The 14,396-nt window shown below is 57.5% G+C and carries 12 protein-coding genes; 8 read left to right on the top strand and 4 right to left on the bottom strand.

All coding sequences use genetic code 11. The features are described 5' to 3' along the window. Positions 1-27: 27 nt before the first annotated feature. Both R2A130_RS16595 and rfbC read left to right on the top strand, forming a co-directional pair. Entirely contained in the window at positions 28-1,260 is a 1,233-nt protein-coding gene (locus tag R2A130_RS16595; protein ID WP_009465353.1) for a class I SAM-dependent methyltransferase, read from the top strand. Then, positions 1,257-1,787 carry a dTDP-4-dehydrorhamnose 3,5-epimerase gene (gene rfbC / locus R2A130_RS16590; protein ID WP_009465352.1) on the top strand — a complete coding sequence of 177 codons (531 nt, stop codon included), beginning with the start codon at positions 1,257-1,259 and terminating at the stop codon, positions 1,785-1,787. Before R2A130_RS16595 ends, rfbC begins: the two co-directional genes overlap by 4 nt. A gap of 3 nt (positions 1,788-1,790) precedes the next feature. Here rfbC and R2A130_RS16585 read toward each other — a convergent pair whose 3' ends face one another. Continuing rightward, the gene (locus R2A130_RS16585) at positions 1,791-2,576 is read right to left on the bottom strand and encodes a tellurite resistance TerB family protein (RefSeq protein WP_009465351.1); all 786 of its coding nucleotides are present in this window, start codon (positions 2,574-2,576) and stop codon (positions 1,791-1,793) included. Positions 2,577-2,893: 317 nt separating this feature from the next. On the opposite strand from R2A130_RS16585, the gene R2A130_RS17870 reads away from it, so the two are divergent. Next, positions 2,894-5,398 (top strand): tail fiber protein, encoded by a 2,505-nt coding sequence (locus R2A130_RS17870; protein ID WP_009465349.1) that lies wholly within the window; start codon positions 2,894-2,896, stop codon positions 5,396-5,398. A 3-nt stretch (positions 5,399-5,401) separates the two neighbouring features. Here the strand turns inward: R2A130_RS17870 and R2A130_RS16570 are convergent, their stop codons facing one another. After that, the gene (locus R2A130_RS16570; protein WP_009465348.1) at positions 5,402-6,265 is read right to left on the bottom strand and encodes a sugar phosphate isomerase/epimerase; all 864 of its coding nucleotides are present in this window, start codon (positions 6,263-6,265) and stop codon (positions 5,402-5,404) included. Between the two features lie 7 nt (positions 6,266-6,272). Then, entirely contained in the window at positions 6,273-7,166 is an 894-nt protein-coding gene (locus R2A130_RS16565) for an NAD(P)-dependent oxidoreductase (RefSeq protein WP_009465347.1), read from the bottom strand. Positions 7,167-7,311: 145 nt separating this feature from the next. Between R2A130_RS16565 and dctP the strand changes: the two genes are divergently transcribed. From dctP to R2A130_RS16540, 5 genes are all read left to right on the top strand, one after another. Further along, positions 7,312-8,307: a TRAP transporter substrate-binding protein DctP gene (dctP, locus tag R2A130_RS16560; RefSeq protein WP_009465346.1), complete on the top strand. Its 996-nt coding sequence runs from the start codon at positions 7,312-7,314 to the stop codon at positions 8,305-8,307. Between the two features lie 231 nt (positions 8,308-8,538). Continuing rightward, complete coding sequence (locus R2A130_RS16555; RefSeq protein WP_009465345.1) at positions 8,539-9,081, top strand: TRAP transporter small permease subunit; 543 nt, start codon at positions 8,539-8,541, stop codon at positions 9,079-9,081. A 1-nt stretch (position 9,082) separates the two neighbouring features. Continuing rightward, on the top strand, positions 9,083-10,402 hold the full coding sequence (locus R2A130_RS16550; protein ID WP_009465344.1) for a TRAP transporter large permease: 1,320 nt from the start codon (positions 9,083-9,085) through the stop codon (positions 10,400-10,402). Then, positions 10,399-11,658: a malonyl-CoA decarboxylase gene (locus tag R2A130_RS16545; protein WP_009465343.1), complete on the top strand. Its 1,260-nt coding sequence runs from the start codon at positions 10,399-10,401 to the stop codon at positions 11,656-11,658. The genes R2A130_RS16550 and R2A130_RS16545 overlap by 4 nt, the downstream gene beginning before the upstream one ends. After that, the gene (locus R2A130_RS16540; RefSeq protein WP_009465342.1) at positions 11,655-13,208 is read left to right on the top strand and encodes a malonyl-CoA synthase; all 1,554 of its coding nucleotides are present in this window, start codon (positions 11,655-11,657) and stop codon (positions 13,206-13,208) included. Before R2A130_RS16545 ends, R2A130_RS16540 begins: the two co-directional genes overlap by 4 nt. Before the next feature lie 398 nt (positions 13,209-13,606). Here the strand turns inward: R2A130_RS16540 and R2A130_RS16530 are convergent, their stop codons facing one another. Then, positions 13,607-14,389 carry an N-acyl homoserine lactonase family protein gene (locus tag R2A130_RS16530; protein ID WP_009465341.1) on the bottom strand — a complete coding sequence of 261 codons (783 nt, stop codon included), beginning with the start codon at positions 14,387-14,389 and terminating at the stop codon, positions 13,607-13,609. Positions 14,390-14,396 lie beyond the last annotated feature (7 nt).

The following is a 14,396-nucleotide window of genomic DNA, read 5'->3' as shown; positions in this document are numbered from 1 at the left end:
TGTCCAAATGACCAGTTAGAGACAACCATGACAAACCTAAGCTGCCGCGCATGTGGCAAAACAAACCTCAAAAGCCTGATTGATGTCGGCATGACACCGTTGTCCAACGCGATGGTACCATTTGCCCGCGCCGATGAGGGTGAGGTGAGCTACCCGCTCCACGCATTCACCTGCCAGGATTGCTTTCTGGTGCAGCTGGGAGAATTCCAAACTCCGCAGGCGATCTTCGCCGAGGACTACGTCTATTTCTCGTCGTTTTCGACCAGCTGGCTAGAACACGCCAAGCGTTATGCGGTGGACCAGACGGCGCGCTTTGACCTTGGACCTGACGCTCATATTTCTGAAGTCGCAAGCAATGATGGCTACCTGCTGCGCTGGTTTGCTGACGCTGGCCAAAAGGTCACCGGCATCGAACCGGCAGACGGCTGCGCGGAAGCGGCCCGCAAGGTGGGCGTTCACACCGAGCAGCAATTCTTCGGTCGCAAAACCGCCCGTGCCGTTGCTGCATCACGTGGCAAGGCCGACCTGATGGCCGCTAACAACGTGCTGGCCCACGTGCCGGACCTCGACGACTTTACCGGCGGGTTTGCCGAGATGTTGAAACCGGAAGGCGTGGTGACATTCGAGTTTCCGCATCTGCTGAACATGATGCGCTACAACCAGTTCGACACAATTTATCATGAGCATTTTTCCTATCTCGCCCTGCGCCCGGTGATGGAGGTGCTTGCCAAAAACGGGCTGCGTGTGTTCGACGTGCAGGAATGGCCAACCCATGGTGGCTCGCTACGGGTCTTCGCCTGCCACGAAGGTGCTTCCCATGACGAACATTCCGGCGTAGCCGAGGTGTTGGCCGCGGAAGAGGAATACAGCCTCTACGACATCACCACCTACGAAACCTTCGGTGAGCGGGTGCGCGGCATTAAGGACGGCTTGCTGTCGTTCCTCATTGAAGCCCGCCGCAAGGGCGAAACAGTTGCTGCCTATGGCGCAGCCGCCAAGGGTTCTACGCTGCTGAACTATTGCGGCGTTGGCACGGAATACGTGTCCTACGTGGTGGACCGGAACCCCAACAAGCAGAACCGCTTTATGCCAGGCATCCGCATTCCCACCTATGGCGTGGAACACATGCAGGCGGATAATCCCGACCACATTCTCATCCTGCCATGGAACCTGCGCGATGAGATCATGGCGCAGCTGCGCCATGAAGGCCTGACCGGCGATTTTGTGACCGCAATTCCAGAACTCACGATCGTCAAATGAACTTTACGCCGCTTTCGCTCGATGGGCTTGTGCTTATCGAGCAGCGGCTGATGTCAGACGAGCGTGGCGCGTTCGCCCGCAGCTTTTGTGAAGACACATTTCATGAGGCGGGGCTGCATGCGGACTATCCGCAGCACAACCATTCCTTCAACACCCGCGCGGGCACCGTACGCGGCATGCATTACCAGCATGCGCCCCACGAAGAGGTGAAGCTGGTGCAGGTGCTACGCGGGGCGATTGCCGATGTGGTGGTGGATATACGCAAAGGGTCAGAAACGTTCGGCCAGTCCCTGACGGTTGAATTATCGCAGGACGAAGCGACGGCGCTCTACATCCCCGCAGGCTTCGCCCACGGTTTTCAGACACTCGCAGACGATACGCTGGTCACTTACTTGATGGGCAGTCGCTTTGTGCCGGACGCGAACACCGGCTTTCGTTGGAATGATCCGGCTTTCGATATTTTCTGGCCACGCGAGATCTCGGTCATTTCCGACAAAGACCTCGCCTATCCTAACTTCGGTAGCTGACCTCTAGGACCAGTTGCCGTCGTAGGTGTTGGGGCCACTGGCAGGCGGCACTTTGCCCATAGGCTCCGGCGCTTCATCAACTTGCGCTTCGATGGAGCGCACCAGATCATCCGGCATCGCCATGGCTGCGGCGAGGTTATCCAGATGAGCGCGCTCTTTTGGATGATCGGGGTCAATGGCCAGACGCGACGCCATATAGATGGCGCTGGCCTGTTCCATGTCGTTGGCCGCAGACGCCAGTTCACGCACCGATGGTGGGTCGAACATGGTGTCCAGCATCAATGCCTTGTGGTCGGCTTCCATCGGCATTTGCTGCAGGGCGTTCTGGATGGTCGTGCGCTCTTCGGCGTCGATGTGCCCGTCGGCATTGGCCGCGACGATCATCGCTTTGACCACCATCAGCTGGAACGGCACGGCGCGTTCGTCCGGCGCGGCCAGCATCAGCGGGTCGGCCTGCTGTTGCGGCACAGGTTGGGCCGGAGGCGCGGTGTTGCCGGCCTGCTGGGCCTGCCATTTTTGATAGGCGGAATGGGCCACGGCGCCAAGTGCTGCCGCGCCGCCGTAACCGACGATACCGCCCCCCATTTTTTTCATTTTCTTGCGGGCTTTTTTGTTGCCCATCAGCAGACCCAAGACGCCGCTGGCCGCCATGCCGCCGGCCATCTGCTTGCCGCTGTAACCACCGCCCTGCTGGTTGGGCTGCACCGCGTCTCTGGCGGCTTGTCCGCCGGTCTGCATATGGTTTTGGGCCTGGCCCAGCAATTCGCCGAGCATGTTTTGAAGGTTCATCGTCGCGTCTCCGGAAATCGTCTTATGATCTGGAATTGGGGAGCCGTGCACGGCGTTACCATCCCGGTTTTCGCCGCAATCGATAGAAGTTTTCTATTGTTTGCTCTGATAATCCAACATCACGGTTCAACAGAGACTGCTCAGGCGCTCAAATTATGCGACAATGCAGATTATGTGTGTAAACGTTGGCTCAGGGGCATCTGGGTTGTGCAGAATTGCAAATGGTTTTGGCCGAGTGTCAAAACGCTTGATCGTATCTTGTGCACAGGTTCATCGGCGTTGATATCGCCGATGATGGAAATGGGGATAGAAAATCCATGACAATCGATAATCGACAAAATACCACCGCGCTTGAAATCAACATCACGACGCAGGGGATATTCCCGTCACGTGGGGGAACAAGCTCAACGGCAGGGGACAGCAACGGATACCTTTCTGAAATCCGCTTCTTCGGTCAGACAGACGGTTTCTTCGATGCTTCCACCGACGGACAGTTGTTGTCCATCGCCTCCAATTCCGCGTTGTTTTCGCTGTTGGGCACCAATTTTGGCGGCGATGGCCGTACCACATTTGGTTTGCCCGATCTGGGCGACAAGCTGCTTATCGGCAAAAGCTCGTCGCAACCCGGAGCACTCGCGGGTTCGGATACGACGCAGCTGACCACAGCCAATGTTCCTGTTGCCGACGGTGGTGGTGGACAAACATTTTCAACCGCTGAAGAATCCGTAGAAATAATGTGGGTCATCGACACCCAATCGGACGGCACGGGGTTTCCTGCAGGAACGATGCGGGCCTTTGCCACCAATTTTGCGCCACGCGGCTTTCTGGAAGCGGACGGACGGACGCTGCAAATTTCTGACCATCCCGAATTGTTCAGCGCTATAGGCAACACCTTTGGCGGCGACGGCCTAACCACTTTCCAGCTGCCGAATATGGAGGGCCGCACGCCTTACGGAGCCGACGGCACCGCCCCGTTGGGCACGCAGGGTGGGTCTTCGGAACAGACTCTCACCACATCACTGATTCCCGTGACTAGTGGCGGGGACGGGAACAGCTACGATGATCGTGATCCCTTCGTTGCGCTGACACCCATCGTCGTTACACAGGGTCTCTTCCCCAGCAGGGATTTTTCACCTGCCCAGGGCACCGTTTTGGGAGAAGTGGTCTGGATTGCGGGTTCGACAATTCCACAGGGCTTTGCCTTGGCCGATGGCTCCCTGCTGCCCATCGCGCAGAACTCGGCGCTCTTTTCTTTGCTGGGTACGCAATATGGCGGTGATGGGCGCACTACATTCGGCCTGCCGGATCTCACAGGCGCCAGCATGGTTGGAAACGATACCGACCGACGCAACGGCTCGATAGTCGACGATAACAATGAGACGCTCGAAAATTCAGACCTGCCTGTTGCCATCAGCAATGATGATTTCGCGGTCGTAGAAGCAGCAGGCGATCTGACAGGTAACCTGTTTGCAGCCAATGGACCGGGCCGCACGATTGATATCGCAACCGGTCGCACAATCATCGAAGTTCCCAGTGCATCGGTGGGCACTGAAATTACGCTCTTCTCTGGTGCTTTGTTGACCGTGAACGCAGACGGCACCTTCTTATACAAACAAAACGGAGCATTTTCCGCTTTGGCTGATGCCGCTTCCGGCACAAGCGGAGACACAAGCGCCGCAGACGTGTTCTCGTACCGCCTCAATGGCGGAGCGGGGGCCAATGTCGTCATCAGAATCACCGGTGTCGATTCCGAGGGTGACGAATTATTCGGCACCGCTAACCGTGATGTTCTCAATGGTGGCATAGGTGCCGACACCATGACCGCAGGTGATGGTGATGATGTTTATTCGGTCGATAATACCGGCGACACAGTGGTGGAAGTCGCAGCGCAGGGCCACGACGTGGTTTACGCATCTGCCAGCTACAGTTTGCCGGTCAATGTCGAAACCCTGATCTTGACCGGTGGTGATGACATCAACGGTACCGGAAACGCGGAAAGCAATTTCCTGTTCGGCAATGCCGGCTCCAACCGGTTAGATGGCGGCGGCGGTGCCGACGGCATGAGCGGGTCCGGAGGCAACGACATCTATGTGGTGGACAACGTCAACGATGCCATCTCGGAAAACGCTGGCGAAGGCGATGACACGGTTGAGTCGTCCGTCGACTGGAGCCTTGGTGCCGATTTTGAAAAACTGACCCTCACCGGGTCGGACAATATCTACGCAGTGGGCAACGGGTTGGCCAACACGATCACCGGCAACAGCGGCAATAACTATATTGATGGTGGAACCGGAACCGACATCATGCGCGGCGGAGCAGGTGATGACACCTATGTGGTGGACAATTCTGCAGACGTCGTAACCGAGTTGAACGGAGATGGTGCTGACAGGGTTCTGGCATCCATCGACTACATTCTGGGCGATTTTGTCGAAACGCTGGTGCTTACAGGCACCGCAACAATAGGTGTGGGCAATAGCGGCGACAACAGTTTGATCGGCAACGAAGCTATCAATGTGCTGAGCGGCAAGCAAGGTACAGATTATCTGGTCGGAAATGGCGGTGACGATATCTTCGTCATCGATCGGGAGACCGATGCGTCCGATTTCGACGTCATCGCAGATTTCCAAGGCGCTGGTGTTGCAGGCGGTGACAGGCTTGGTTTCTCGGCTGCTGATTTCGGTGCCGACGGCATCGTGACACAACTCAGCCAGACCTCTTTCATCGTATCACGCATTGATGGCAGCGGCGAACAACAGTTCATCCTCGCCGATCTGGCACCGGGCAATTCCGGCCTGATCGAGGATGATTATTACTTCGGCTAACGCCTAGCCGAAGAGCGCTTTGAAGCGGTCAATGCAGAGGCGGAAGCCCGCCTCGAAGTCTCCGTTACCCGGATGAAACACCGACTCCAGCGAGATGACGCCTTCATAGATGTCTTCTCGCAAGGCGTCGGCGATGGGTTGGAACTGGTCGGCCAATTGGCCTTCACCCAGGCGTTTGACCTCCAGTTTGGCGCGAGGGCTGTCCACTAGAACGTCTTTTACGTGGATGTGGCCGCAATAGCCGCCGCGCAATTCATCATAGCCTTCAGGCCATGCCCGCTCGTGGCACCAGCAGTTGTTGGCAGGGTCCCACAACACCTGCAGCACATCCTTGGCGTTCAGGTCGTCAATCAGCTTGCGCGCGGTGTAGTTGGAGTTGACCATGGTGCCGTTGCCGGTTTCCACCACCAGACGAATACCAGCATCGCGGGCCACATCGCAGGCCGGTGCAATCAATTCCAGGGTTTTGTCCCACGCCCCGTGAGCGACGTTCCACTTTTCAGCACCGCCAGACCCAAAGAGGATTTGCTCTTTCTTGTTGGTCATAATCCGCACCAGCGGGGAACCGACAATGTGAGCCATATCAATGACACGCCTAAGAGCATCCATGTGTTTCGTGTGCTGGTCATCGCCCGCTTTGTTTGCCACCGTCAGTCCGGCGAAAATGTGCCGCGACAGGCATGACACCGGCTTGCCCCGGTCACGCAGCAGACGGTCGATTTCTGCGATTTCTGCAACCGAATGATCACCGACTTCTTTTTCACCGACGAATTGCAGCTCCGCATAGGTGAGATCAAACTCGTCCATCACGTCCACCGAGTGGGATAAGTTCCGGCTGATACCGTCGGTGATGACACCCAGTTTCATGAGTTTTTCATCGCGTCAGTTTCGCGCCGCAAATCGCTTCCATCACCAGCGTGCTGGCCCAGTTGTCCCCTTCGGGATGGGCCGCCTTGCCCGCGTGGAAAATCTGCATGGCAGCAGATGCGGTATGCAGTGGCACCAGCAGTTGTTCGCCGAGGTCCATAGAGATGGTGAGGTCTTTGTGCATCGTGTCGATGTGGCTGCCGGTATCCACAAATTTGCGATCAATTATGTTTTCCAGCGACGTCTTGGTGATCGTGTTGCCCGCACTGGATGACTGCACCACGTCCAGCACAGCCTGTCCGGACAAGCCTGCCTTCGCCGCAAGCACAGTGGCTTCGAAAGTGGCGGAGAACATCGACCCGATGATGGATTGCAGCACCGCTTTCATGGTCTGTCCCATACCAGCTTCCGTGCCGACATGGTGGATGGTTGCAGACACGGCCTCCATGAATGGTTTGAACTCTTCCAGCCATTCGCCCGGTGCCGCAGCCATGAGCGTGAGCGTTCCGCCCTGCGCGCCGGGGTAACCACCGGACACTGGGCTGTCGATCAGCTTGACGCCGGAACCTTCCATGCGGGCCGCGATCTCGACCGCTTCGTGGGGTTTGATTGTCGCGGTGAGGATAATTGCCGACCCTTCGGCCAGCGTGGAGAGCAGGCCGTTTTCGCCAAACACCACCTCCTTTACCTCGTCACCCGTCATCACCATGACAAAGACTGCATCGGCACCCGCGCCGACCTCAGCCGGGCTACTGGCAGGTGTGCCACCCATCGCAGCGAAAGCCTTCATACGGTCGGGTTTCAGATCAATGCCGGTGACGGTGAAACCGTTGGCCAGCAGATTCTTTGCCAACCCCGACCCCATATTGCCGATGCCCACCACGCCTGCACATTTGTCCATATCAATGCTCCTCCCAAAGCGATGACACCAATCATGGCAGGGAACAGCGTGACATCAAGGCCATGTTGCGTGTGGGGCTGCGTGACGCTAACTTGTCCGACCACTGAGAATGAAATGTGATTGAAACTGTCTGGGAGGACACACCATGAAAACCATTACACGTGCACTCATTAGTGCCACCGCACTTGCCGTTGCCGGCACTATGTCATTTGCAGCCTCCGCCAAAGAACTGCGCCTGTCGCATCAGTGGTCCACAAAAGATGTGCGCCACAAGGTGGCACAGATGGTCGCTGACGAAGTGAAGGCTGCCGGTGTTGATCTCGACATCACGATCTTTCCGTCGAAGTCGCTGTTCAAACCCCGCGAGCAGTACAAGCCGCTGTCCCGCGGCCAGCTGGACATGACGATTTTCCCACTCGCCTATGCTGCCGGTCAGCGCCCCGCCTTCAACCTGACATTGATGCCCGGTCTGGTGAAGAACCACGACCATGCAGCGCGCCTGAATGAAAGCCCGTTCATGGCCAAGCTCGAAGAGCAGATGGCTGAGGACGACGTGAAGGTGTTGGTGCACGGTTATCTGGCTGGCGGTTTTGCCGGTAAAGACAAGTGCATCACCTCGCCTGACGATGTGAAAGGCCTGCAGACCCGCGCAGCCGGTAAGAGCTTCGAGCAGATGCTCGCATCTGCCGGTGCATCCATCGCGTCCATGGCATCTTCGGAAATCTATTCCGCTATGCAGACCGGTGTTCTGGATGCAGCGAACACGTCTTCGTCTTCGTTCGAGAGCTACCGCATCTTCGAACAGGTGAAGTGCTACACGCCCGCCGGTGATACAGCACTGTGGTTCATGTATCAGCCGCTGCTGATGAACAAGGCGGCCTATGACGGCTTGGACGACGCACAGAAAAAAGCGCTGGATGCAGCTTCCGCCAAGGCCGAAGCCTTCTATCTGGACGAAGCCAAAAAGCAGGACGCGCAGTCCGTGAAAGCTTTTGAAGCTGCCGGTGTGGAAATCAAAGCGATGACCACCGACGAGTTCAAAGCGTGGCAGGACATCGCTAAAGCGTCGTCCTACAAAGCCTTTGTTGAGCAGACCGAAGGCGGCCAGGAGCTGCTTGACATGGCGCTTAGCGTCGAGTGATTGAACGGGCGTTGCGGTGAAAATCGCAGCGCCCTTTTTCTTTCGGCCTCTATTCGATTGTCATCCCTGCGAAGGCGGGGACCCACTTCTCAATGCAACACATCTTTGTATCTTGAATGATGCAACTTCCCACCCTGCCGCCAACATCCGTTTTGCGGATGAGTGGTTCCCCGCCTCCGTGGGGATGACAGCGGTATGTGGGGTTGCTGTTGCGGAACCAAAGTGCAGCCCATGACCAGTTTCATCCGCATCGTCGGACAAATCTCCACCATTGCGGGCGTCATCGCTGCGCTGATGATCCTCGTGTCTGTCGCGGTCACCTGCCAGATGATCTTCGTGCGTTATGCGCTGAACTGGTCCACCGTCTGGCAGACGGAGTTCATCACCTATCTCATGGTCGCCTCCACCCTGCTGGGCCTGCCTTATGTGCAGAAGCTGCGCGGCCATGTGAACGTTGATCTCGCGCCGTTGATGTTGCGTGGCCGCGCGCGCCACGCGCTGTTCTATACCGTGGTCGGTCTCGCCATTCTCGTAATCGGTGGCATGTTCTTTTACGGCGTGGAAATGTGGTGGGAGGCAACCAGCAGAGGTTGGACCTCGGACACTGTCTGGGGCGTTCGCCTCGCCATTCCCTATTTCGCTGTGCCTGTGGGCCTTGGCCTTTATCTGCTGCAACTGGTGGCAGATTTTCTCGCCGTGACCAGCCGCAACGAAGAGCCTTTCGGGCTGGCGGCGGACGAAGGCTTTACCAATACCGCGCGGGAGGGCCACTGATATGGATCCGATCCTTCTTGGCATTCTGGTGGGCCTGTCCACCATCGTCGTTCTCTTCTCCGGCATCTCCGTTGCAGTCGGCCTGCTGGTGGTTTCTGCGGTCTTCCTCTTTTTCAATTCAGGCACCCGCGATCTCGCGCTAATGCCCGAGCTGCTGTTCGGCAAGCTGGACAATTTCTCGCTGCTGGCCATCCCCATGTTCATTCTCATGGGGGCATCCATCGCCTCCACCCGGGCAGGGGCCGATCTCTATGAAGCATTAGAGCGCTGGCTGACGCGCATTCCCGGTGGGCTGGTGGTGTCCAACCTCGGCGCGTGTGCGCTGTTCTCCGCCATGTCCGGCTCGTCCCCCGCCACCTGCGCGGCCATCGGTAAGATGGGCATTCCGGAAATGCGGAAGCGCGGCTTTCCCGACACCATTGCGTCCGGCTCCATCGCCGCTGGCGGTACTCTGGGCATTCTCATTCCGCCATCGGTCACCATGATCGTCTATGGCATCGCCACCGAAACCTCGATTGGTCGATTGTTTCTTGCTGGCGTCGTGCCAGGTATATTGCTGGTCACACTGTTCATGGCTTGGTCGATCTACGCCACGGCACGCGATAATTCCGATGCGCTGGAACCTCGCCATTATTCGTGGGCTGAACGGTTTTCCATCCTACCCCGCGTCTTGCCGTTCCTGCTTATCATCGTCGGCGTGTTGTTTGCACTTTACGGCGGCGGTGGCGTTGCGACGCCATCCGAAGTGGCCGCCGTGGGCGCATTGCTCTGCGTGATCGTCGCCATGATCGTCTATCGTTTGTGGGACTTTAGAGCGCTGTGGAACGTGTTGCGAGACACGACGCGGGAAAGCGTGATGATCCTTTTCATCATCGCAGCCTCCGGCGTGTTCTCCTACATGCTGTCGTCGCTCTACATCACGCAGTCGATCGCCCAGAGCATAGGCAATCTGGATGTGAACCCGTGGGTGTTGATGGGCTTCGTGAACGTTTTCCTACTGGTTGCTGGCTTCTTCCTACCTCCCGTTGCGGTCATCCTCATGGCGGCACCTATCCTGTTGCCCATCGTCATGGGCGCAGGTTTTGACCCCTATTGGTTTGCGGTCATTCTCACCATCAACATGGAAATCGGCCTCATCTCGCCGCCTGTTGGTTTGAACCTCTACGTCATCAATGGCATCGCACCGGACATTCCGCTTAAGACGATCCTGAAAGGCTCACTGCCTTACGTGGGTTGCATGGTGCTGGCGATCATCATCCTGTCGATCTTCCCCGGCCTCGTCACCGGTCTGCCGGACCTCGTGATGGGACCATCGGTGTGACGGACGCGCCCAAAGACCGCTCCATGCTGGACGCGGTTTTGGCGACCATTGTCGGGTCGCGGCGTCGGGCCATCAAAGCCGATGTCGCTAGCATCGAAGACGATTGCCGCGCCCTGCTGCAACTTGGCCCAGATGCCGGTAAGCGCGTGGCGCAACGCATTCTCGCGGCCTACGCGGGGCTGGACGATAATGACCGGCTGCGTTTCTTCAGGTTTCTCAACAAACAGTTGGACCTCGATCCGCAACAGCTCGCGGCTCTGGCAAAAGCCTATGACGAAGAACCAACTGTAGAGCGGTTGCGCGAGGTGCTCGAGGCATCAGAACCAATGCGACAGGAGTTGCTTCGGCGTTTGAACGCGCAGCCCGGCGCAACTGCGGCGCTTGTCGGCTTGCGTGCTGACCTACTGGCAGCTTTACGATCCGAACCGGACCTTAAGCGCGCTGACCTCGATTTTGCGCATCTGTTTTCGTCGTGGTTCAACCGCGGCTTTCTCGACCTCCAGCGCATCACGTGGGACTCACCCGCATCGGTGCTGGCCAAGATCATCGCCTATGAGGCCGTGCACGAAATTAACGGCTGGAGCGATTTGCGCTCGCGGCTGCAACCGGCGGACCGGCGTTGCTACTCCTTCTTCCATCCCGCCATGCCCGGCGAGCCGCTGGTGTTCACCGAACTGGCCTTGGTGAAAGGCGTACCGGACAGTGTGCAGCGGGTGCTGGATGAGGAACGCGACGAGCAGACTGCGGAAGCGGCGGACACCGCCGTGTTCTACTCTATCTCCAATTGCCAGAAGGGCCTGCTCGGTATTTCCTTCGGCAACCTTCTCATCAAGCAAGTTGTGGCAGACCTTGCCCGCGAACTGCCCAACTTGAAGACGTTCCTTACCCTGTCGCCACTGCCATGCTTCGCCAAATGGCTTGAAGATCAGCAGCAGGTAGCAGCGACCGGCGAAGCGTTGCAGGCGCAGGCCGCACATTATCTAACCACCGAGAAACGCCCTAACGGCCAGCCGCTCGATCCTGTCGCACGCTTCCATCTCGCCAACGGCGCGGAGGTCCACGCGGTCCACGCCGGTGCCTACACATCGGAAAACGGCATACGGCAATCTCATGGGGTGATGGTAAACTATCTCTACGATTTGAAGCGGGTGGAGGCCAATCAGGAAGCCTTTGCCAGCCAAGGCACTGTCACCACAGCACGTGCCGTGCGAAACCGCGCCAGCCAGTACCGGCCCACACTTAGAGAAGCCTCATGACCAATCACCTGTTCGACCAACTTTTGGGCGAGGCCAACGCCGAGGTACGGCTGGCCTTCATGCCAGGGGCGGCATGGAACTCCAAAGATCGCTCGTACAGCTACGGTGATGCGTTGGATGTGTCAGCCCGTTTCGCCGCCATGCTGGTAGAACAAGGCGTGAGGCCCGGCGACCGCGTGGCTGTGCAGGTGGAGAAGTCAATTGAAGCGGTGATGCTGTATCTTGCTACCGTGCGCGCTGGCGGCGTTTTTCTACCGCTGAACACAGCTTACACCGCAGCGGAAATCGAATATTTCGTCACCGATGCATCGCCTGCGATATTAGTTTGCGATCCGAGGCGTGAAGCAGAGATGCAGCCGGTTGCCGACAAAGCCGGTGCGAGACTGCTCACCATGGGTGTGTGGGCTGCCGAACATGACGGGCGCGATGGAGATGCGGGCACTTTGTTTGCGGCCACATCGAAGACTGCTGATGGTTTCGAGAATTTACCGCGTGGCCCTGATGATCTCGCCGCCATTCTCTACACGTCCGGCACGACGGGGCGCTCCAAAGGCGCGATGCTGTCCCATGCCAATCTGGTATCGAATGCCGAAGTGTTGGCGGAGTTGTGGCAGTTCACGAGTGACGACAAGTTGCTCCACGCCCTGCCGATCTTCCACACCCACGGATTGTTCGTCGCCACGAATGTGACACTCAAAGCAGGCGGCTCGATGGTGTTTCTGCCCGGTTTCAAGCCGGACGATATGCTGGCATCTCTGCCCGATTGCACGGCGATGATGGGCGTTCCGACCTTCTATACCCGCCTGCTGGCGGATGACCGTTTCACCGCAGATTCTGCCTCACACATGAGACTTTTCGTGTCCGGCTCCGCACCGATGCTGGTGGAAACGCACCAGCAGTTCGAGGCCTTGACCGGCAAGCGCGTGCTGGAACGTTACGGCATGACTGAGACCAACATGAACACGTCGAACCCGTTCGATGGCGACCGCAAGATCGGTACGGTTGGCCCGGCTCTGCCCGGCACCGAGGTGCGAATTGTCGATGCCGGTTCGGGGGAGAAGCTGAAGACAGGCGAGGTCGGCTCCATCGAAATCCGCGGACCAAACGTGTTTTCTGGCTACTGGAACATGCCGGAAAAGACCGCAGAAGAATTCCGCGATAACGGTTTCTTCATCTCTGGCGATCTGGGAACCATGGACGAAGACGGCTACATCACCATCGTCGGACGTTCCAAAGATCTGGTGATTTCGGGCGGCTACAACATCTACCCGAAGGAAATTGAAAGCGTTCTGGACGACGAGCCGGGCGTGCTGGAATCCGCCGTATTCGGCGTGCCCCATCCTGATTTTGGTGAGGGTTTGCTTGCGGCTGTCGTGCCTTCAAACGGCGAAGTCGACACCACCAACCTTATGGCTGCCATGGGCGAAAAGCTTGCGCGGTTCAAACAACCCAAGGCAATCTTCGTGATGGAAGCTCTACCGCGTAACACCATGGGCAAGGTGCAGAAGAATGTTCTGCGCAATACTCATGGAGATCATTTCAAGAGCTGAGCTTAGCGGCGGTAACAGGACTTTCGGAGGCGGTAGTTTGGATATTTGGACTGCACCTGAAAAAACCAGTTCTGGCACGCAGACCGTGAGTTGAAGCAGGTGAAAAAATGCCTCTGATTGTTTGATCCGAAACGCGTGTTCGATGTGTCTTCGCCAATGTATTGCGCACACCAAGCACCGGATCGGTCCCCTGCGGTTCTTAGCTGATAATCAGAAACTGCGTGGGCCTGAGTGGGAACGAATGTGATAGCCGCCATAATGGCTGCAATTGCAACTGCGGCAATGTTTGTCGAACGGGTCATAGGGAACCAATCTTTGAAATGACGTTTCACGGGTCAATGCACAACATATACAATCGCTCCCGGTCAATTGCCCATCACGGTTGCGAGACCGGTTCTTTACGTCAAACGATAGACCTCCGGACCCGCACCAAGCAGAGGGAAGCGTTCGCAAACGAGAGGGTCGTGGCCGGGGATAACGCGATTGCGGTCATCGACCAGCGTTTCCAGCAGAGTGAAAGCTTTGAGTGAATCTTCCACATCAACCACGATGGGAAATGGCTTTCGCTCCAGAAAATTCTCATAAAAATGAGCGACATCCGAGGCCAGTACCAGCGGACCTTTCGCTGTTTCCACCCGAACGCATTGCAGGCCGCGTGAGTGTCCACCTGCTTTGTGAACGGTGACGCCGGGCGCGACTTGCGCTGCGCCATCAGCGAACGTCACACGGCCGGAATAGACGTGCCGCACCATGTCGCAAACATGTGAAACGCTGAACGGATCCTGCATGACTTCGCTGCACATGCAGGGGCCGGTGGCGTATTGCATCTCAGCTTCCTGCAGATGGAATCTAGCGTTGGGAAATTTCGCCAAGCAACCGGCGTGATCATAGTGCAGATGGGTGATGATGACATCGGTCACGGTTTCTATATCAACGCCGATACCGGCCAGCATGTCGGTCGGTTCGTGCAGGATGGGGCGGTCTCGGGCATTGGCTTCAGCCGTGTCGTAGCCCGTATCCACTACGACAACGCGGCCAGCCTCGTTACGCAGCACCCACAGGAAATAGTCTATGGGATGGGCGGCGTGGATGTCTTCTTCCAGCAGGAAGGACGCGGCGCGGGTACGGTTCGCGCGGGTGGCGTAGCGAAGAGCAAGGACATCCCAGTGATTTTCGCTCATCAGATCA

The sequence above is a fragment of the Ahrensia sp. R2A130 genome (genome assembly GCF_000179775.1).
GTDB lineage: Bacteria > Pseudomonadota > Alphaproteobacteria > Rhizobiales > Rhizobiaceae > Pseudahrensia.
The sequence above is the reverse complement of the archived record's forward strand: the minus strand, read 5'-3'. Positions and strand labels throughout refer to the sequence as shown.